This is a genomic window from Paenibacillus amylolyticus (assembly GCF_001570725.1).
In the GTDB taxonomy this organism is placed as follows: Bacteria; Bacillota; Bacilli; order Paenibacillales; family Paenibacillaceae; genus Paenibacillus; species Paenibacillus amylolyticus_A.
The window spans coordinates 1,526,045-1,548,027 of sequence record NZ_BCNV01000001.1; the positions used below are offsets into that span (position 1 = coordinate 1,526,045).

The 21,983-nt window shown below is 46.2% G+C and carries 15 protein-coding genes; 14 read left to right on the forward strand and 1 reads right to left on the reverse strand.

Annotated features, from left to right (window positions below; all coding sequences use genetic code 11):
- Positions 1 to 55: 55 nt before the first annotated feature.
- The 8 genes from PAHA3_RS29775 (at position 56) to PAHA3_RS07105 (ending at position 13,683) form a co-directional block, all read left to right on the forward strand.
- Positions 56 to 406: a hypothetical protein gene (locus PAHA3_RS29775; protein ID WP_201028074.1), complete on the forward strand. Its 351-nt coding sequence runs from the start codon at positions 56 to 58 to the stop codon at positions 404 to 406.
- Positions 343 to 1,230, forward strand: coding sequence for a membrane protein insertase YidC (gene yidC / locus PAHA3_RS07075; RefSeq protein ID WP_062834085.1), 888 nt, complete (start codon positions 343 to 345; stop codon positions 1,228 to 1,230). The genes PAHA3_RS29775 and yidC overlap by 64 nt, the downstream gene beginning before the upstream one ends.
- 335 nt (positions 1,231 to 1,565) lie before the next feature.
- A complete protein-coding gene (locus PAHA3_RS07080; RefSeq protein ID WP_062834086.1) occupies positions 1,566 to 5,831 on the forward strand; it encodes a discoidin domain-containing protein in 4,266 nt (1,421 codons plus the stop codon).
- A 332-nt stretch (positions 5,832 to 6,163) separates the two neighbouring features.
- The gene (locus tag PAHA3_RS07085) at positions 6,164 to 8,380 is read left to right on the forward strand and encodes a helix-turn-helix domain-containing protein (protein ID WP_062834087.1); all 2,217 of its coding nucleotides are present in this window, start codon (positions 6,164 to 6,166) and stop codon (positions 8,378 to 8,380) included.
- Between the two features lie 230 nt (positions 8,381 to 8,610).
- Positions 8,611 to 9,585, forward strand: a complete 975-nt coding sequence (locus PAHA3_RS07090; protein ID WP_062834088.1) for an ABC transporter permease — start codon at positions 8,611 to 8,613, stop codon at positions 9,583 to 9,585.
- Positions 9,586 to 9,614: 29 nt separating this feature from the next.
- Complete coding sequence (locus PAHA3_RS07095; RefSeq protein ID WP_235599382.1) at positions 9,615 to 10,487, forward strand: carbohydrate ABC transporter permease; 873 nt, start codon at positions 9,615 to 9,617, stop codon at positions 10,485 to 10,487.
- Between the two features lie 78 nt (positions 10,488 to 10,565).
- Positions 10,566 to 12,140, forward strand: coding sequence for an extracellular solute-binding protein (locus PAHA3_RS07100; protein WP_062834089.1), 1,575 nt, complete (start codon positions 10,566 to 10,568; stop codon positions 12,138 to 12,140).
- Between the two features lie 100 nt (positions 12,141 to 12,240).
- On the forward strand, positions 12,241 to 13,683 hold the full coding sequence (locus tag PAHA3_RS07105; protein ID WP_062834090.1) for a glycosyl hydrolase family 28 protein: 1,443 nt from the start codon (positions 12,241 to 12,243) through the stop codon (positions 13,681 to 13,683).
- A 180-nt stretch (positions 13,684 to 13,863) separates the two neighbouring features.
- Here the strand turns inward: PAHA3_RS07105 and PAHA3_RS07110 are convergent, their stop codons facing one another.
- Positions 13,864 to 14,973, reverse strand: a complete 1,110-nt coding sequence (locus PAHA3_RS07110) for a helix-turn-helix transcriptional regulator (protein ID WP_235599383.1) — start codon at positions 14,971 to 14,973, stop codon at positions 13,864 to 13,866.
- Between the two features lie 129 nt (positions 14,974 to 15,102).
- On the opposite strand from PAHA3_RS07110, the gene PAHA3_RS07115 reads away from it, so the two are divergent.
- The 6 genes from PAHA3_RS07115 (at position 15,103) to PAHA3_RS07140 (ending at position 21,900) form a co-directional block, all read left to right on the forward strand.
- Positions 15,103 to 15,810 carry a class I SAM-dependent methyltransferase gene (locus PAHA3_RS07115; protein ID WP_062834091.1) on the forward strand — a complete coding sequence of 236 codons (708 nt, stop codon included), beginning with the start codon at positions 15,103 to 15,105 and terminating at the stop codon, positions 15,808 to 15,810.
- On the forward strand, positions 15,794 to 16,897 hold the full coding sequence (locus PAHA3_RS07120) for a saccharopine dehydrogenase family protein (RefSeq protein WP_062834092.1): 1,104 nt from the start codon (positions 15,794 to 15,796) through the stop codon (positions 16,895 to 16,897). Before PAHA3_RS07115 ends, PAHA3_RS07120 begins: the two co-directional genes overlap by 17 nt.
- Positions 16,898 to 16,970: 73 nt before the next feature.
- Positions 16,971 to 17,264, forward strand: coding sequence for a hypothetical protein (locus PAHA3_RS07125; RefSeq protein WP_062834093.1), 294 nt, complete (start codon positions 16,971 to 16,973; stop codon positions 17,262 to 17,264).
- Positions 17,265 to 17,342: 78 nt separating this feature from the next.
- A complete protein-coding gene (locus tag PAHA3_RS07130; protein ID WP_062834094.1) occupies positions 17,343 to 18,635 on the forward strand; it encodes an amidohydrolase in 1,293 nt (430 codons plus the stop codon).
- A 192-nt stretch (positions 18,636 to 18,827) separates the two neighbouring features.
- Positions 18,828 to 19,880 carry a hypothetical protein gene (locus tag PAHA3_RS07135; RefSeq protein ID WP_062834095.1) on the forward strand — a complete coding sequence of 351 codons (1,053 nt, stop codon included), beginning with the start codon at positions 18,828 to 18,830 and terminating at the stop codon, positions 19,878 to 19,880.
- 91 nt (positions 19,881 to 19,971) lie between these two features.
- The gene (locus tag PAHA3_RS07140) at positions 19,972 to 21,900 is read left to right on the forward strand and encodes an S-layer homology domain-containing protein (RefSeq protein ID WP_062834096.1); all 1,929 of its coding nucleotides are present in this window, start codon (positions 19,972 to 19,974) and stop codon (positions 21,898 to 21,900) included.
- The last annotated feature ends 83 nt before the right edge of the window (positions 21,901 to 21,983 follow it).

Sequence of the window (21,983 nt, forward strand, 5' to 3'; positions counted from 1 at the left end):
AAACAATATGTAAGTGTTATAATATAAAAACTAACCTATAAAGGGGGTGAATCCCTTGTTTGAACTGCAGGAGTTATTACCATATTTATTCTCGATTGGACTCATCTTCACCGTCAGTTATGCCTATATTGCCCATCTTCACTGTGGCATGACAGAGTACTGGATGGAAGGTGGCGTCGGTGGTGGACTTGAACCTGTACTTCCCGCCCTGTGTTTGGACAGACAACACAGACAGGAAGACTGGAGCCGCATGATTAGACGAAGAGAAGCGCCCGATGAAGATGAACCAGATTGTCATTCCTCGTTGAACGATTGGTCAACAAATCAACGAGGAGGATATATATGGAACATAAGACCAACAAGGGATTCACTTTTACATCGGGCAAGGGACGGATCTATGGCCTGATTGCCATTTTGTTTGCAGTCATGCTGCTTGCCGGATGCAGCAACAACGTGTCGGAGATTACTTCATCGACACCGGGATTTTTTAACCACTATATTGTATTTCCGCTGTCGTATCTGATTCAACACATTGCTACTATATTTAACGGAAGCTACGGGGTCGCAATTATCGTGATCACGCTGGTCATTCGTTTAGCACTGCTGCCGTTGATGATGCGTCAAGCCAAGTCCCAGCAGGGAACACGAGTCATCATGAACGCCATGAAACCCGAGATGGATGCGCTCAAGAAAAAATATGAAGGCAAAAATGATCCTGCTGATAAGCAAAAGCTGTCTCAGGAAACGATGGAGCTATACAAGAAGCATAAGTTCAATCCGCTGAATATTGGTTGCTTGCCAATGCTCATTCAGTTGCCTATCCTGTCAGGAATTTACACAGCCATCCGACTTACACCGGAGTTGTCCTCCCATTCGTTCCTTTGGTTCAAACTGGGAGCGCCGGACTACGTGCTCGCTGTGGTGGTTGCGGTCATTTATCTGATTCAAGCGAAGGTATCACAAGCCAATATGGCGCCTGAGCAGCGAAAACAGTTCGCCATTATGGGATATCTCTCCCCATTGATGATGGCATTCTTTTCTCTAACAGCCCCGGCAGCCATGCCGCTTTACTGGACAGTTGGGGGTTCATTCCTGGTACTACAGACATTATTGTTCCGCAAAATGTACCCGGTGGAACACCCACAGGAGCCTGTGGTTGTGGAAGTTAGTCAGAAAAAGAATAAAAAATCCAGCTCATCCAAACCTTCACGGAAACCTGCAAAGTCTTAATCAAGTCGTTCGCAGGTGACAAGGGAAACATGGTGGCTACGGAAACTTGTTGAACACGAAAAATATAATGAGGAAGCCTGATCCATATGGATCAGGCTTCTTTTTGTGTTGAGAGCAGACATTCCTGTGCCGAAAGAGGGCAGAAACATCTATGATATCAAAGTCATGCATTTAAATAAGCACACCCTCTGGATCATTTGAAAGATATCTTAACAAATTGAATGATTTTGCAATGGACGAAGCTTGTGAAATCCTGCAATGATATAGAAAATAACGACACATCAATCAAACGAAGTGAATGTCACACAAGTCTACAACATGAAGGAGGAGTGTACATGGCATCTCGGCAAAAGCGCGGTTTGGTAAGCCAAGCCAAGTGTGTTGTAATGTTTATTCTAATTGTTAGTTTCGTTGCAGTGGCTTATCCGGTATCAGGTGAAGCGTCTGTGAACGAGAATACGTCAGCAACATATCTGCCAACGATTTATGAGGAAATTGATGCAAGCGGTTTCAAACATCCGGGAATCGGGCTCACCAAGGACATTCTTGAGAATATGCGCACACAGGTGCTGGCAAAGCAAGAGCCTTGGTATAGTTATTTTAATCGAATGACAGATTCCCCAACCGCATCCAAGAACGTTACGTCCAGCAATCAGAGCAGTGCAGATCCGACAAAACCTGGCAGCTTAGATTTTAACAGTCAATCCTTCAACTCCAAATTTATTGCGGACAGCTTAAAGGCCTACACACAAGCCATCATGTATTATGTAACCGGGGAAGAGGTGTACAGGGCTAACGCGATGGGCATCATTCGAATCTGGTCTCAGATGGACCCTGCCAAATACACCTATTTCATTGATTCACACATTCACACTGGAATTCCATTGAATCGCATGGTGACAGCAGCAGAGATTTTAAGATATACGAGCAGCACAAGACAAGACCTGGAGTGGACAGTCCAGGACACAACCAATTTTAGCAATAATCTCATCTATCCGGTCATAGATACTTTCCAGCATGATAACGGGTATTTTATGAACCAGCATCTGTATCCGCTCCTTGGAGCGATGTCAGGATATATATTTACAGGAAACCGTGATCGTTACAATGAGGGTGTAGAGTGGTTTACCGTGAATGAGTCTGCTGTGGATCAAGGGCAAAATGGTTCGATCAAGCAGTTGTTTCGATGGGTGGACACTAATATTGTGACAGGTGAAGCCGTGGTTCCACCGAGAGTGCAGCATGTAGAGATGGGCAGGGATCAGGCCCATGGCGCTGGGGATCTCACCAATGTGGAGATCTTGGCCCGCCTGTTGGAAGCACAGGAAACCAAGGTCGATCCAGTCGCAGGAACGGTGTCCACTGCGGAGAATGCGGTCAATGCCTACGAATATCTGGATCAAAGGATATTGAAAGCGGCCGATTATTTTGCACAGTTCATGCTGGGCCATGATACGCCATGGACACCGGTAGCGGCTCATACGGATGCCGATGGCAATCCGACCATTATCTATAAAGAGCTGGCTGAAGGATACAGAGGACGTATTGGGGGCAACGTGTATGGTCTCTACTATTATTACAAATATACGGCAGGTCTAAATATGGAAGAGGAAGCTCCATATTATACCGATATGTTTAAGAAGCGACTGCCTTTCTATTGGGAATCTCCGGATGGAGGCGCCGATTATTGGATGTTTATCCCCGAAGAAGCAGGAACTGAGGGAGCAACAACACTTCCAAAAGTATCGACGAATGCAGATTGGAATGAAATTGAACACCGGGCTACCAGTCTGGATTCACATTCCGAGATAAAACAAGAGGGTGAAACTTCCTTTGTAGAGATTACAGCCACGGAAGAGGGGAGTCGAATCGCCATCGTCAGCACCAGCACTCCCGTTAAAACCATAGGGCTGCGAATACGGACGAATGGTACAGCCAAGCTTGTGATCAATGGATGGCAGGAAACTCCTTTAATTTTACCGGATACCAAGGGGCAGTGGAATTATGTATCCTATACAATGCCAAACCTTCGCGGCCTAAGTGATTTGACGTATTTCAAAATTCAGGGAGCTGGCACTGTGGTGGATATGGATCACATCCATCTAAAAGCTAGTGAACAGCTGACGCCACCTGTCTTTAACGAGAGCGGAACCTCTCTTGATTTGTATACGTATGTCGGGTCAAATGCAGCATTGCAGTACGATTTTACTGCCACGGATGCAGGCGCAGGCGACAACGTTACCTACCAGATCGATCATAAGCCTGAGGGGGCTGTGTTTGACGAAAGTACGGGTGCTTTTTTGTGGAAGCCGGAGCAGGTAGGCACCTATTCCATAGTGGTAGGAGCGACGGATGGGACCACCATCACTGCCAAACAAGTCAAGATAATCGTGAGCGCTGACCGTGCGTCTGCCGTTGCCGCAGTGATTGCTGCCTATAAGCCGGAAACCCGCTATGTATCAGGGAGTTTAACACACTACAACAGCATTTATGCTGATGTCATGGACGTAATAACAACGGTTTCAGATGACGAGTTTTTGCAAAAGCTGGTGGAGTTGAGGACTGCGGTAGTAGGTCTACAAGAATTAACACCGCAGCTTCAGGATGGAAGTATGGACTATTCCCATATGCTGACTGCCGCAACCTTCTTCAATGAAACGCTGAATTTATTGGATAATTACGCCGGAAGTTTTGCATTTTACGGTAACGCCGTCAATTTGACACACACCATGGATTTTGGACCGGATTATAAAGTCACTGCGGATGCTTTCTCCCTGCAGGTAAGAGCAAGTTTTCCCGAGCGGATCGGCGGTACTGCGATTTTTGGTTCTAATGATAATGAAACATGGACACGTCTAACGCCAGGGCTGACCGTCGTATCTGAAGATATGCAGACACTTGAAGTCAGCGAAGGTCGTAGGAATACTGCCTTCCGGTTCTTCAAGATTCAGATGATTGAGCCATCCAGTACGATGCTGGAGTTGTCCGAATTCAGAATATTTGGAGAACGCCATGAAACGAATAACAAGATTCAATCGCTCACAATAAGCTCCCCCCAGAGCGTACAGAACCGCGTTGATGCAGGCAATACGGTTGTGTTGACCTTTGAATCCAGTGAGCCGATTCATGATGTGCAGGCAGTGATTCAAGGTCAGGAGGCAACGGTGCATTCCACAGATCAGCTGAACTGGACGGCATCTGCGGTCATCGACAATCTTGCGCCTACAGGTCCTATTCGGTTTGCCATCGATTATAAGACGGCTAATGGACTGTCCGCAGGTCCTGCCATCTTCACGACGGATCGATCTTCGCTGTATTTGGTGAACCAATCCAAGCTCCTCGATGTATCCAGGCTGGCCACCGTAACTGCTTCAGATAAGCAGTATGGTACAGGCGGACTGAGCAAGGAACAGGTAGGCTATCTATTGTTCGATGGAAATACGGGGACTTTCGGTGATCTGGCAACTGGTGCCGGGGCCTACTATACGTTGGACTTTGGACCAGATGTATCCGTAACGTTGAGCGATATCATGCTGATGCCCAGAGCCTCCTATCCAGCAAGAATGAACGGAGTGGTCCTGCAAGGTTCGAATGACAATAACAGCTGGACGAACTTGATTGCAGCCGTCACAGGAACAACAGAAGGCAAGTGGACTTACATTGGCGGGGATAAAATAATCGATCATGATGCTTACCGATACCTGAGAATTTACAACAGGGCTGCATGGAACGGAAATGTGGCAGAAGTGGAATTGTACGGACAATATGATATTCGGAGTATCGATTCCAAGGTAGTCAGCCCTGATGGATATACGAAAGGAAGCTACTACCAATACATGCAAGAGGTTGAGCGGATTCGAGCACTCTTCAACAATCCTGCATCTGATCGGCCTGCTTTACTGGAGGAGTTGTACCAGGCTCAAGAGCAGCTGGTTTCTCTTGCTTCCCTGCCTGCTCAGAAGATTACCGTAACGCCTTCCATGGTGGCGGCCTCCACGCCAGTCTATCAGAACAAGGGGACCAAAGAGCAGAATGGTTGGCGTGCCGTGGACAGTAATGTGGATACGTTTACCGATACAATGGATGCTGTAGCATGGATTGATATTGATTTGGGAGAAAATCAGGCCGAGTCATTGTCGAGCTTCAAGTTTTATCCGAGAAATGGTAAAGCTTCAGAAATTACGCGTGTTAACGGAGCTATTCTACAGGGATCTAACGACGGCACGCATTACACCGATTTGTATACCATCAGTGGAATCAGTAGCGTTCAATGGCATACGGCTTCGATAACCAACGATACAGCGTTCCGTTATCTGAGGTACTATTCACCAGGCGGTTATGCCAACGTGGCGGAACTGGAATTGTACAGCAAGCCCACAGACCCGACGTTGCTAGTCATGCTACTGGAGCAAGCAGACACCTTACAGGAAGAAATCTATGAAGAGGTTGGTTTTACCGCCATGTTGGCGGCCAAATCACTGGCCACGGAAATAGCGGACGATGCTGACAGCACCCAAACACAGATTGATTCCGCAGCTAACGAGCTTCTACAGGCGATACAGGCACTGGTTATCCAGACGGAAACGAACGAAGAAGGATGAAAGAAGTTGCTGAGCTCGAACCATCCTAATAAATCATTTTGATATACTGCTTGCCTGCAAAAAAAGCACGTGTTCAATGTAAATGTCCCGAAGCGCCTCAATAAGGAGGCTTTGGGGCATTTTTTTGCATTGTTTTGTACCAGATAAGTGCAGGTCCGCACTGGGTTGAAAGAAATTAGAATGAAGTGAAAGATTTTATACTGGATTTTAGAGAATGATTTTGATAGCTTAAGCAATATGAATAACTATTGTTGATCTCATTTATGATAGCGCATACATTATTGTGAGACGGGATAGTTCACGATGAGCGAGGCTAAAGGGGATGGATGAAAATGCCTGAATACAGAAAAACCATCTTTATCAAATTTATATTGTCATATACTGTTCTGTCTGTGGTTCTGATCGGCATTATGGGTGGGTATTGGTATACCCAAGCTAATGAAATGATGGAGGATGAGATTGCCAAGGACAATAAAAACCGCCTTATTTCCGCCAAGGATTATATCGAGCAGACGATATTAAAGAAATATGAAGACAACCTGCAGAATAAAGCACTCTCCATTCGGTTCATTCAGAATAACTTCAACTTGAATCTATTGTTAACGAAGAGCTGGGAGGGGAATTTGAGTCGAATTGCATCCTTTCGGCAGGAACTGGAATTCTACAGGATTGAAAATGAAGGGCTAACGAATGTTACCGTTTATTTTCCAGCCAATCATTATGTCGTGGATGCCAGTAACTTTCATATGAAGAGTGATACATCCGAAGATGCAGCTTTCATTTTGAAGCTGAACGAAGTGAAACCTAAAGAATGGCTGTTACGGACATTGGCGGATGGAAGCAAGGTGATGACCTATGTGATTAAATTGCCATATGAGACACCTGGCGTGCCAACCATGGGTTATTTCTTTATGGATGTAGGGGTGGAATATCTGCAGACGGCGGCCTCCCGAATCTTGAGTTCCCCGGCAGACCAGCTGTATATTTTCGACTCTTCGGGTAAAGAGCTGCTTCACACGGGGGAGTACAATGAGGCGCTCGGTGGTTTATTGCAGAATACCATTCACAACCGCCAAAGTGGAGAACAGATTATAGAAGGAGCGGAAGGCAAAGCTGTTCTGTCTTATCTGGAGTCCGCGAACTCGCAGCAGGATTGGACGTATGCGATGTATCGTCCGATGAACTCATTTGTCCTGTCCTCTGAACAGTTGAAAAACAGTCTTGTAATTAGTTGCGGCGTTGTTGTTCTATTTGGTTTGCTGCTATCGTTCATTTTCTCCAAACAACTCTACATTCCGTTAAAAAGACTGATGATGCAGATCAAAGGTTTACATACAACAAGTGCTGTCACATCCTTGGGCAATGAGTACGCTTTTATTGGTAACACTTTTCATCTAATGGAGGAAAAGATCGTAAACCTCGAAACCCAAGCGAGAAAAAATGATTTGAAAAACCTCTTGCTTGGCGTAAGCCTGGAGATTGAAGCGGAACAGTTCATTCAACCGGGATATCACTATTGCACCGTCTATCTCCGGATTCCAGAGGAGGGAAGTACAGGTCTGAAGATTCGTTATGAAAAGATGAATCGGTCTTTACACAGTATTTTCGTTCCACTGAATGAGAATGAGGCGGCTATCATTTATTATATTTCTCCTGATGAACAGGACGCAGAAAATCGTATAATGGCCGATTTGCAGGCGGCTCAACATTCTGCTGAGCATGATTCCCGGTTTGGTGCGGCAATTGGGAGTAGGGTAGACCACCCAGAAGCGCTCGCTGATTCTTATCAAATGGCCAAGCAGGCAAGCAGATATCATTTTTTATATGGAAAAGATGCAATCGTTGCGTATTCCAGAGTTCTGGAGATGAGTACAGCGCCTTATCTGTTTCAATACGATCATTTCAAAAATGCATTACAGGCAGGAGATCAGCAAGCGGTTGCTGATTTTATAAATCATTTTCTGGAGGTTCTACAGGATGGTCATATGCAGATCGAGACTGCGGAGCTAGCTGTGCTGCAATTAATAATGCAATTATATCAATCGGTGCTTGAGTTGAAGTTACAGCATTTCCTGCCGCATGCCAATATTTTTGATGAATTGAAAAAGGATACGCTGATCGAAACGGTCGAAGGAATTCGCAGGCTGTGCATGCAGATTACCGAACATTTGAAGTATGCCGGTAACCATGCACATACGGATGTGATTCGTACATTGAAGGTGTATATCGCAGATCATCTGCATGAAGAGTTATCCCTGCAAATCCTCTCGAAGGAGGTTTCACTCGCCCCTGCTTATATTTCTACACTTTTCAGTGAAGGGACGAAAGAATCTTTTACGGAATATGTAACCCGGCTGCGGCTGGAAAAAGCTGCGGATCTGTTGCGTGATCAACCACGTCTCGCTGTGTCAGTTATTGCAACGCAAGTTGGTTACCGGAATCCTCAGTATTTTCACAGCAAATTCAAATCACGCTACGGCGTAACGCCTGTGCAATATCGGAATTCACAGCTGGCAGCGCTGGATTCATTATCTCTGGATAAGGAATAACAGAAGTGAGTATGGTGCTAGAAGGTAAGGTGCATATGACTGTTGTTTGGAGCATCTAACGAATGTTACCCAAGCAGCGGTCATTTTTTATGAATTCGTTAGATTTTATAAGAAACCGTGAAAGAATTTATAAAGAATTGAATGAACTTGCAATGGAAAAAGCGCTTACATAATTCTAAGATTGAAGTGTGGCTTGAGGAATTTTGGATGGTTGGAAAGGAGCAGTTATCATGAACCCGGTGCACAATCCGGAAGTGGACGGTAAAAAGAATATATTTAATGAACAGCCGTCAAAATGGGCAGCAACCTGGAGGGAATACAAGAAGTGCAGATATCTGTTTCTGCTGCTTGCTCCGGTAATGATTTGGTACGCGGTCTTTGCATACGGCCCAATGTACGGTATTCAACTGGCCTTCAAAGACTTCAGGATCATGGATGGAATCTGGGGCAGTCCGTGGGTGGGCTTCAAGCATTTCGAGTTTTTGTTCTTTCAATCTCCTGATTTCTTAATGATTCTGAAGAATACGATTATCATCAGTTTTTTGCATATTCTGTTTGGATTCCCGGCGCCAATTATACTCGCGCTACTGATCAATGAGATCCGTTCAGGTGCCTTCAAAAGGGTAGCACAGTCGCTGACCTACCTGCCGCATTTTTTCTCCTGGGTCATTCTCTCGGGGATATTGATCACGCTGTTGTCTCCATCGTCTGGTGTGGTCAATTATTTGCTCCAACTTGTGGGATTGGAGTCGGTTTATTTTCTAGGAGATCCGAATCATTTCCGGTCAACACTGGTCATTTCGGCAATCTGGAAAGAAGTTGGCTGGGGCACGATTATCTATTTGGCGGCACTTGCGGGTGTACAGCCCGAGATGTATGAGGCTGCCGTGATGGACGGAGCGAGTCGCTGGAGGCAGACCCTCAGTATTACGCTTCCGACAATTATGCCCGTAATTGTACTGATGTTTATTCTGCGTATTGGCAATGTAATGGATGCCGGCTTTGATCAGATTTTGAACCTGTACTCACCCGCAACTTATAGTGTGGCGGATATTCTGGACACCTATGTTTATAGGGTAGGCTTGCAGAATTTCCAGTTCAGCCTGACGACAGCGGTCGGTCTGTTCAAAAATGTGATTGCTTTTGCGCTGGTACTGGCAACGAACTATATGGCTAAAAGGTTTGGACAGCAGGGGCTCTTTTAAACAGAATAAGCAGATTGGAGGACAAGGCAGTGAAGCATAGCAGGAGCAGTAACCTTTTTCAGGCTTTTTTGATTACGTTCATGATTATTTTGTGTATTGTCATGCTGTATCCGTTTGTCCATATGCTTGCGATTTCGTTCAGTACGCCGGCAGAAGCATTGAGATTGGGTATCCATCTGTATCCACAGCAGGTATCATTTTTTGCTTGGGAGAAGGTACTGGGTAATCAGGATATCTGGATGGGGTTTGGCAACACCGTTTTTCGTACCGTAGTGGGGACCGTTTGCTCGATCCTGTTCATGTCGTTTGGAGCATATCCGCTATCCCGTAAATACTTGCCGCATCGCAATGTGTATACGATGTTAATTGTGTTCACGATGTTCTTTAGCGGGGGCATGATTCCTTCTTACTTTCTGATCAAATCGCTTGGGCTGCTGGATTCGCGGCTGGTATACATTATTCCGGGACTGGTCAGTACGTTTTCCATGCTGATTCTGCGTAATTTCTTTCAGAACATACCTGATGAGCTGGAGGATTCGGCCAAAATCGATGGGGCAAACGATCTGCGTATTCTGTTTCAGCTAGTTCTCCCGTTATCGATGCCTGTTATCGCGACATTGTCGCTATGGTCTGCGGTAGGACATTGGAATGCCTGGTTTGACGCGGTGTTATACATTCAGGATCCTTCCAAGCAAGTGCTTCAGACGTTCCTGAGACGAGTGGTCATCACGGGAGAGAATCTATCCATGTTCGCGGCAGACGTTAAGGGCTCAGAATTGGGTTATCAGGAACCCATCAAAGCCGCTACACTGATGTTCACGGCACTGCCCATTATTATTGTGTATCCATTTCTGCAAAAGTACTTCGTAAAAGGAACGATGGTAGGCTCGCTCAAAGGGTAACACGGGTTCATTCAGGCTGCCTCAGGGTGTCTTGATTCACATATGCGAATCGTTAGATCAAAAGGGAGGAATTCAAAGATGAGACAAAAGAAATTCATTACCGGTATGCTGGGATTAGTGGTATCGGCTTCATTACTCGTAAGCGGTTGCAGTGGTGGTACGACTACTGATAATAGCACTGGTGAAACTTCAGATGGGGGTAATGAAAAGCCAATTGAGATTTCAATCGCAAACAACTGGAATATTCCCAAAGCCGATAACAATTACGTGCAGAAGTTTCTGGAAGAGAAATTTAATGTGAAGTTCAAGAATATCTCCTTCGAGACGGCAACCTGGAAAGAACAATTCAATGTTATGTTGGCTTCTGGCCAGATCCCGGACATTATTTCTGTAGATGGCACCGTAGGCGATGTGGTGCAATGGGCGGATCAAGGTATCCTTGCGAGTGTTTCCCAAGAGGAGATCAAGCAATATATGCCTAAATACACGGCGGACGTGGAGAGCGTTGATCCAAATGCCTGGGACCCGGGTACATACAACGGAAAGAACTGGGGTGTTCCCAAGGTATGGGGGGAAGGTGCAACGGGTTTTATTCCCGCATATAACGGACAATGGCTGAAAGCTATTGGTTACAATGAACCGCCAAAGGATCTTGCCGAGCTTGAGGATGTGCTGACCAAATTCATGAATAATGACCCGGACGGCAACGGTAAAAAGGATACGTATGGCTTGACCGGACGAGGCAAGGATGCCCAGGCACAACTGTTCAATACGGTGTTCGCAGCTTACGGAGTAGCGCCGTACCAGTTCAAACTGGACGCGAATGGCAAAGTAACGTATGGCGCAATTACAGAGGAAGCGCGCAATGCGCTGAAGCTGTTAAATGAATGGTATAAGGCGGGCATTATTGATCCTGAATTCATCACCGATGGCAATAGTGAGATTCAAACCAAATTTGTCAGTCTGCGTACCGGAATCATTGAAACCGGAATGTGGCACCACCTGTATGATGATGGATATTTTGGCCTGATCTCTAAGGATAAAGGCATTGAACTTGTTCCCGGCGTTCCATTCTCTGGGCCGGATGGCAAGAAGTATGCGATGGCTAACGGAGCCTTGCAGCCTCCGTTGTTGTTTGGAGCACAGCTTGAGAAGGATGACGCCAAACGAATTAAAATTTTGCAAATTCTGGAGTATGTCACGACAGATACGGAAGGCTACTTGACGACAGTGTTTGGGGAAAAAGGAAACTCCTATAACCTGGAAGGTGAATTGGCGGTCGTTACGGAAGCGGCAGCAGGTACGGAGTTAATGAGTGAACTGGGTGCAGGTTTCTATAATCCATTCGGTGCCAAAGTCAGCTCCATGATGAAGCATCACTATTCTCCTGAAAAGCTGGCTTTCAAAGAAAAGTTGACGAATGTGGAAGGTGTGACCGTCCTGAGTGATCTGATGCAGTCGACGGTGATGAAGACGAAAGCCCAATACGAGGCAATTTTGAACACACTACAGGCTCAATATTATATTAAAGCAATTTCTGGTGAAGCGAATACTGATAAAGATTTTGATGATTTCCGGTCACAGTGGCTGAACTCCGGGGGACAGTCGGAACTTGATGAGGCCCAACAGATCTACGAGGAACGCAGTAAATAAAAATGACTTTCAGGGATGATGGCAAGATCGTTAGCAGATGAACCTGGGAACGGTGCTCATCTGCTAACTGTCTCATCTCAAGGTATGGAGGAGAACGGATATGCAGACTGTAAATACGCATTTAGTGGTTTATCCAGCCCCGATTGGTGCTGTAGTCAACCCGGACTTCACCGTGAATGTCCGCAAGCCAGGTGAGGAGTGGCAACCTTTGTTCAGCTACAATGTGAAGGTCGATATGCATGATGTCCGCAATGCATCGATGGTCACGTTCGATTGTAATGGGCCGGTGGAACTGGAGATTGTGAAAAATGAAGGGAGTGTTCAGGCTGCGATCATCCGCCCAATCTCAACAGGATTAAGCTATGAGTTGGAAGCAAACCGTATGTTGCTTCATCTGGAAGGTCCGCGGCAACTATCCTTGGAAGTGGACGGAGATCGATTCCACAATCTGCATATCTTTGCTAATCCTCTGGAACAAGATGTCCCGCTAGTATCGGATGAGGGTGTTCTGCCGCTTGAACCGGGAATGCATAACACGGTAGATATTCTGAGGAATTTGGCAGATGTGAGTTCAGCAGTGAAACCCAAAGTGATATATTTTCAACCCGGTATCCATCATTTCGATACATCCCGTTTAGAAGTACCTTCGAATACAATGATCTATATCGCCGGTGGCACAGTCATCTATGGAGGGTTTATTTGTAGCCATGTGGAGGATGTGGTCATTCGTGGCAGAGGCATTCTGTACCTTTCCGATTTTGAGAAAACGACCTTTTATCGTGGGGTAGAAATCAGTTATGCCCGAAATATATCGATTGAAGGTATCACAGTCATTGATCCACCCCATTATACGGTCCTGATTGGTCAATCGGAGTCTATAGATATTTGCAATATAAAAACTTTCAGTACACGTGGCTGGTCGGACGGTATTGACATGATGGCCTGTTCAGATGTAACCATCGACAGTGTATTTCTGCGTACTTCTGATGACTGTATTGCGATCTATGCTTCAAGGGATGAATATCGAGGCGATACCCGGAGGGTGCGTGTTACCCGTTCGATCTTGTGGGCAGATGTAGCGCACCCAGCCAATATAGGCACACATGGTAACTATGAAGGAGATGGAGATGTGATTGAGGATATTGTATTCAGCGATATTGATATCCTCGAGCATCACGAACCACAGCCGGATTACTGGGGATGTCTTGCAATCAATGCCGGAGACAACAACACAGTACAGAACGTAGTGTATGAGAATATCCGCATTGAACCTTTTGAATTGGGTGAACTGTTCAATGTGAGAGTGCTGCAAAATCCAAAATACAATCCTGCTCCGGGGAAACAGATCCGGGATATTCTTTTCAAAAATATTACGTATAACGGAAGTTGTCTGAATCCATCCCATATCGAAGGCTACGATGAAGCGCGGAAGGTAGAGAACGTGAGATTTGAGAATGTAACGGTTAATGGGGAACATTTCTCTTTGGAGAGAGATGTTATTCTCGGACCTCATATCAATGAAGTGGAAGTGAAACCAACATAAGTGTGATTTTGAACTGTCCAATGGAGCATTCGCAAGCTTATCCGCTCACGGGGAAAATAAGCAAGCGACCCCAAAGGACAAGAATATCGTCGCTTAAGAAGTCGCCTGAATGGTGGCTTTTTTTGCTTTGGTAACCCAAGTGAATTGGAACTGTAGAGTGAACTGCTTACCTGTCAGCCTTTATATGGCCGGCTCATCCGACAACTGGAAACGGGAAACGAAATACCAGATGAGCTCGCGACGTGAAGATACCTTGGTTTTGGCGAAAATGGATTTCAAATGATCCTGAACCGTGTATACAGAAATATGCATCGCGGCAGCAATCTCTTTGGAAGAATAGCTACGAAGTACATAACCCAGCAGTTCCCGTTCTCGACTGGATAATCCATGACTTTCGGCGAGCAAGGGCAGCAAATCCTGCGGCATTGCTTGTTCCAAACGAATAGCAATCTGATCCGGTCCCGCGAGCTGTTGCATAAGACTGGCATGAAGGATGAGATAACGCCCATCCGGAAGTTGGATACAGACTTTGGAGGGCGAGTCGGGAGCGAGTGGAGTATCTTCAGCCCGTTCAGCCCGATTCTTGCGCTGCAAGTGGGAACTCACTGCACGTACCGGACGGGGCAGAATGTCTGGCCCTACATGTTCCAGCGTACGCAATTGGGACAGCCAATATTGAGCCGGGGCGTTCAGCGATAAGAGCTGGAACGTGTCCGAGGTGATCAAAATTCCGGGTTCCTCGGGACTTTCACTCGTGATCTCATCCATCAGTGTCAGACTCGTGGAACGCAGCATGGCTGCAATAGAAGTAGTCCAGCTCTGAATCAGCGACAGTTCCTCCTCTGTAAAAAAAGCATTCTCGGTCTTACGATACAAGGTCAGGTATCCCCAACAAGCGTCTCCACTGACTAATACAGCGCGCAGTTCGTCACCGAACCCCGCTGGCTGAAGAATGTTAAGATAACGTGGGCTTTGTTCAGGTTGTGCGTTCATGGACGTATGAAGTGTTGCTGTATGTTCACCGCTGCGAATTAATTCAGCGTATTTATGTATATCTTCTTCCATGTATTCATTGATGAATAACCGATCATGAATGGCTTCAATGCCATCTTCTGTCACAGCTCCTGTGGAGAGAAGAGTCAGCGGATCAACGGTTGTGAAACAGTACGCATCGTAAGGCACCGCCGAATGGATCTGCTTCAGAACAGCTTCCCGGTAGGTACGTGAGGTCCAGGTTCCTTTTTCAAGAGAAGTGATAAGTCTGTGGTTCCGATCAATACGTGATGTCAACAAGATATCTCCTCTCGCTATGCTTATATCCCAATGTTCTGGGATTGTAGGTTCGGCGTATCCTTCTATAATGAAATTAGACGAACAGCGAGTCAAGTCTAACTTCAATTCAAGAGGAGTGTAGTATCCATGAGTCACAATCCATCGCCCATGAGCTGGGAAACGGCAGATGTACATCGCTACGAACAATCGATAGCCCTGAAAATTCCGGGTTATTCTCATATGCATGATCTAATGGAACGGCTGCTTGCAGCATCTGTTACAGATAACAACGATATTCATATACTTGTAACCGGAGCGGGAGGGGGAAAAGAAATTGCTTTGCTTGGATCACGCCATGCTGAGTGGACATTGACTGGAGTAGATCCCTCACAGCCCATGCTACAACTTGCCGAGAGCCGAGTCGCTGAAGCAGGCATCGGTTCCAGAGTGAAGCTGCAACCTGTCACAGTTGAAGAATTGCCGGAGGATATTGTATATGATGGAGCGACGAGCATGCTTATGTTGCATTTCCTTCAGGGGATGGAGGCCAAGAGAGCGTTTCTGACCAGCCTCGCAGCGAGACTTAAACCGGGTGCACCACTGATCATTGCGGCTGTAAATGCGGATCTTCGTTCCCCCGCATATCCGTTGATGATGCAAGCTTGGAAGGATCACATGTTGAGTGCAGGTGTTCTTTCTGAAGAGTGGGAGCGCTTTGCTGCTTCCTTGGGCCATGAATCTGATCCCATATCCTCTGAAGAGATGACTCAGCTACTGACCGAATGCGGTTTCTCACATATTACACGTTACTTCGGGGCGTTCTGGGTGGAGGGGTATTATGCAAGTCGAAACTAACGTGAAGTCTGTGAAAGATCAAATCTGGGTAGTTGGTGGTTATGGTCAAGTAGGTCAGATGATATGTGCTCAGCTGGGGAAATTATTTCCGGGTAAAGTGTGGGCAGCGGGTACGCGCATGAACCGTGCGGAAGAATTCAGCCGATCAACAGGTGGTGCTGTACTGCCGCTTCAACTGGATGTAACACGATCTGTGGAGCCGTCCATGTTACGGTCTGTGAAGCTTGTAATCATGTGTGTCGATCAGAACGATACCCGGTTTGTTGAATCCTGCGCACAAGCCGGAACCGATTATATTGATATTTCTGCAAAATATGATTTTCTGGCTCAGGTTGAAGAATTACACACCAAAATGCAACGTTCCAAATCGACCGCGATCCTCAGCGTTGGATTATCACCGGGAGTGACTAATCTGCTTGTACGCGAAGCGACCATGCATATGGATCAGGTGGAGGAAGCGGATATTACCGTAATGCTGGGACTTGGCGAGAAACACGGGAAAGCTGCCGTGGAATGGACCGTTGATCAGATGAATGCCACCTACCAGGTGATGCAAAAGGGCAAACCTGCTGAGGTACAAAGTTTCGGAGATGGCAAAAGTATTGATTTTGGAGAGGAACTGGGGAACCGGAAAGCGTATCGATTTAACTTTTCGGATCAGCATGTGGTTGCTCGGACGTTACGGATTCCAACCGTATCTACCAGACTCTGTCTGGACTCCCGCTGGATCACAAGATCTATGGCAATCTCCAAACGTGCAGGGTTGTTTTCGTTGCTGCGTGTCCCGTCTATTCGCAATGGAACAGTTAAGGCATTTGGCCTTATTCCTGGAGGGGAGCCAATGTATGCAGTCAAGGTCGATGCCGTAGGATGGGAAAATGGTGAGCAAGTCCGCGTCGAACAATTGCTTGTTGGCCATAAAGAAGCAGATGCGACAGCGGCCGTGGCAGCAGCCGTGGCAGAACGCGTATATAGAACAAAGTCAGAGCTGCCACATGGTGTGTTTCATATTGAACAGGTTCTTTCTTTGCAAGACATTCAGGATGCACTTCATACGCCACTAAAGGTGACAATCAAGATCACCTAGCTTCATGTCTTTTGCGGGTACCCTCCGATCTGCTATGATGGAACAATAATCATGGTATGAATGGAGGGAGATCATGAACTGCGTTGCTGTATTACCTTATTATAAAGTGCAGAGAGAAGTGACGGGTCTCGCCCAAGAGATTGAGATGAATGCCCGTTCCATGATTCTGTATTCAGATAAAATCGTGACCAAATACCGCGAGTTCAATATCACTGAGGTGTTTGACATGTCATTTCGACGAATGGGCGATGAAGGTGGATTTTTCTATCTGCACACAAGTACAGGCGTGTATCCATATATGGTTGAAATCGACCCTAAACCCTTTATACAAAGTTTCAGAAAGATGACGATCCAAAATTTAAAATGACTTGACCTTGCCGTTACGTGAAGGCTTAACCTCGGATAGGGAAGGAACGATAACCAATCCAGAGGAGCCGTGAATGTAATGAGTATATTGATTCAGCAAGCGACCATCCTGACGATGAAAGATGCCGATGCCCCCTCCACGGGGGATATTCGTGTTGATGGAGATCGTATCACGCAGATTGCGGACCACATTCTGCCTCAACCGCAAGATGAGATTATCGATGGCCGTAATAAGGTTGCCATGCCGGGACTGATAAATGCCCACCAACATACACCGATGAGCCTGCTCCGGGGATTCTCGGACGATCTGAAGCTGATGGACTGGCTCGAACGCAAAATGCTACCTGCTGAAGCACGTATGAACCCGGAAGACATCTATTGGGGTGCTAAGTTATCCATTGCCGAGATGATTCGCTCCGGTACCACTGCCTTTGCGGATATGTATATCCATATGAATGAGATTGCAGAAGCGGTTAAGCAAACGGGTATGCGGGCATCGCTTACACGCGGGATGGTATTTCTCGAGGATGATGGTGGACGCAGGTTGCAGGAGGCAATTGATCTTGTAGAGCGCTGGTCTGGAGCGGCCGAAGGACGGATTACAACCATGTATGGACCGCACTCACCCTACACCTGTCCCGTGGAGCCGCTTCGTGAAGTCATTGCCATGGCTGTCGCGGAGGATATTCCTCTGCATATTCATCTGGCTGAAACGAAGGAAGAAGTCATGAAAATTCGGGAGCGCTATGGCATGACGCCGACAGAGTATCTGGAAGAGGCGGGGATGTTCGAACAGGCACACGTGCTGCTTGCACATGGTGTGCACCTGAATCGAAGGGATATCGGCAGATTGAAGGGTATGCGCGGCGGTGTAGCACACAATCCGGTCAGTAATCTGAAGCTGGGTTGTGGAATTGCTCCGATTACCGAGATGTTGGCCCAAGGAATTAACGTGGGAATGGGAACGGATGGAGCGGGAAGTGCCACAACCGTGGATATGTTTGAGGAGATCAAAGCCGCGACCTGGCTGCAAAAGCTGGACTATGGTGATCCCACACGCTTGCCAGCCAAGGAAGTTCTACACATGGCGACACGCGGAAGTGCTAGTCTGCTTGGATTACAGCATGAAGTGGGTGTGCTTAAGGTGGGTCGCAAAGCTGATCTGATCCTGATTGATCTGGCGAAACCACATCTTCAACCGGTACATGAGGTAGAGTCGCTACTGGCATATAGTGTAAACGGTGCGGATGTGGACACCACGATCGTGAATGGTCAGATCCTCATGAGAGGCAGAAAGCTGCTCACGATCGATGAGGAAGAACTTTACCGTGAGGTGAAGGTTAGAGCCAAACGAATCGTTGAGGGAATTTAATTTCAGATCAATTTGATCCAAACTGGAAAATGATTTGTGTTCAAAACGCTATGGAGGCTTACTCCATGGCGTTTTTTGTCGAATTACAATTGGGAATAGTTCCATGGACCTGTTCAGAATCGGTTCAGAATGACTCGTTATACTGAGCATGTAGTTGTTCAAATTTGAAATGTACACGAGGAGGAACATGAATTGAAGGGGAAACAAAACAAAAAACGGCTTAAGCCGATATTGAAAAAAAGCATGTTGACTGCACTCGGATTGGGCATAGCATTGCCAATAGGTGGAACCCTTCCTCAAGCTAACGCAGGAGCAATTGGTCCGGTAATAAACATTTCACGACCTGTACTTAATGATGGTATTAAATGGTTGAGCTATTCATCGGAACAAAATGATCCTTCTTTTGTACCCGATGTGCCCATCGAGGTAACCAGCAACAATACAGTCAGAATCAATTTAAGTACACATTTTCGATCCGATGAGTTTAATACGCTCACAGCCAGTTCAGATGATAGCAGTATAGCTGAGGTGTATGTAGAAACGAGACAAGATGAAAATATGCCAACGCCTACGAGTACATTGGTGGTTATTCCTTACAAGAGCGGCAAAATCAACATCGAATTGAAAGCAAAATATACTGTATCTGATGTGCCGGAAACGGTTACGGATAACTTTGAACTTTACATTAGTAAAAATGGGGATGTAAATGCAGACGGAAAAGTGAATTCTCTGGATGCAGCTGACCTTTTAGATTATCTTCGCAACATGGTAAGTCGCCGCGGATTTAGCTATGTAGAGATGAATCGAATGGACGTGGATCGTAATGCGGAACCTGCGTTAGGCGACATGAATGCTTTATTACAAGGATATAAAGGCAAAACACTAGGCGGGGAAAATAATGACTATGTATTGACCTTCCAACAAGTGGACGATGCGCCTTATGTGCTGAATGGTCAATTGAAGGATAACATGCAGAATGTATTTTCCACAGATTACTATCTAATGGATATTGATTATGATGATTCCCTTAATACTCCCTCTTATCAGTGGTATCGCGCAACAGACGCTTTAGGAGAAGATAGAGTGCTAATAGGTGGAGAAACAGGAGAACAGCATAGCGTTACATCTGAGGACGAGGATCATTATCTTGTGCTTGAAGTTATTACTCACTCCACTTCAAACCCAAATACGGAGCCTAGACGAACATTCATTGTTGGAAAAGAAAAAATACAACTTCCTGATTAATTCATATTTTTTATTTCAGATAAGGAATAACCATACTTTTTCTATCTTGACCATACGATCTATCAATTGATACAGACATGGAGGCTAATACATGTTTCAACCGAAAAAGAAACGTCCAAGAATCAGAAGAACAATGTCAGGTCTCATCGCACTGACGTTACTCTCGTCTCTCGTATTCCCGAGTATAGCTGGGGCAGAACCGGTAGAACCATCACAGGTGCAATTTGCAAATGTTAGTGTACAGGCGGGGCAGACGGTTCATGTTCCTGTTGCATTGAAAAAATCCCATTTCGGGGTGAAAGCTTATAATATGCAGATTGATTATGATACGTCTGCACTGGAAATTGTTCGGATCACGCCTAAATCTGTCAACGTCATGAGCACATCCCCAAATGAAGAAGGTGTAGCAGACTTCCAGTACAAAATTAATAATGCGGAAGGCTGGGTACGGATCATCTGGGTTGATTTTACTGGTGGTGACCATTCAATTGTAGATGAAACCCAATTATTTGATATGGAAATCAAAGCCAAAAGCAACGCGACGCCTGGAACGAAACAGCTATCCGTAGATCAAACTGATTCAGAACATTGGCATTTCACGAATGTAGAGCACGAGAATTACACTGAATTGTCCGGTGGAACAATCACAATTACAGCAGCAAACTCAGGTGGTGGCAATTCGGGTTCTCCAGGTTCCTCTTCGGGAGGAAGTGTATCGCCTACTACACCCGTGGTTACCCCCGTTCCATCTAATCCGGCGGTAACCAAAGGCGTAGACATCTATGTGAACGGACAGAAGCAGGAACAATCTGCGACGGCTACCACATCAACGGTAGGCAATCAGGTTACTACGACTGTTCATGTGGATAATGAAAAAGTCATTAATCAGATTGGAAGTGGACTGCGAACGCTTCTGCTACCGATTACAGGTACTGGCAAGGGCGCGGTAGTTGGTGAACTGAACGGCAAGCTAGTCAAAACGATGGAAGGAAGTAATGCAGAAGTTGTCATTCAGACTGACAGCGGTACGTACACCCTTCCAGCTAATCAGATTCAGGTGGATCAGGTTCTGAACCAATTCGGAAGCACCGTTCCATTGGAAGATATCACCATTCAAATCGCTATTGTACCTAGTGCTGCATCCAAGCAAACAGCAATTCAGGCGGCAGCGGACAAGCTGCAGAACACTACGGTGATTGCAACCCCAGTTGATTTTGAAGTGAAAGCGATCTGGAACGGACAGCAAGTCAACGTGGATCGTTTCAATTCATATGTAGAACGCTCCATTACTTTGCCAGAAGGTGTCGATGGTTCAAAGATCACGACAGGAGTTGTGCTTCAACCAGATGGAAGCCTTCTGCATGTGCCGACCAAGGTTATCAAAGGTAACGGGCAAGATTCCGCTATTATTAACAGCTTGACGAACAGCACTTATGCCCTGATCTATCATCCAGCAACATTCAGTGATGTAACAAGTCACTGGAGTCGTGATGATGTTCAAGATCTGGCATCGCGATTGATCGTACAAGGTACCGGTGATAACGTATTTGCGCCAGACCGGAGTATTACGCGGGCAGAGTTTACGGCTGTGTTGTTAAGAGGTTTGGGTCTGCACTCCCCGATTAGTTCAGAAGCAGCATCATTCACGGATGTGAAGACAGGCAGCTGGTATGAGGATGAGGTTCAGACGGCTGTGTCCTACGGCCTGATCTCAGGTTATGCTGACGACAGCTTCCGTCCGAACAACGAAATTTCTCGTGCTGAAGCGCTGACTATTGTGTCACGTGCCATGAAACTGGTCGGTCTGGCACAGGCCGATGCGTCAGAGACAACAAGTCTGCTGAGCGCATACAGCGATAGCGCGAAAGTACAGGCTTGGGCAGCTGAGCCGGTTGCATCGGCGATTAAACAAGAGCTGGTACAAGGCGATGATGGCAAGCTGATGACAGATGCAGACATTAGTCGTGCACAATCGGCGGCGATTGTGAAAAGGTTACTTGCAAAAGCTGGACTAATCTAATCCAATTTTGGACACCTACACTTACTTGAAATGATTTATTTCAAGCAAGCTGTAGGTGTTTTTTTGCATATAGTCTTTTCGAA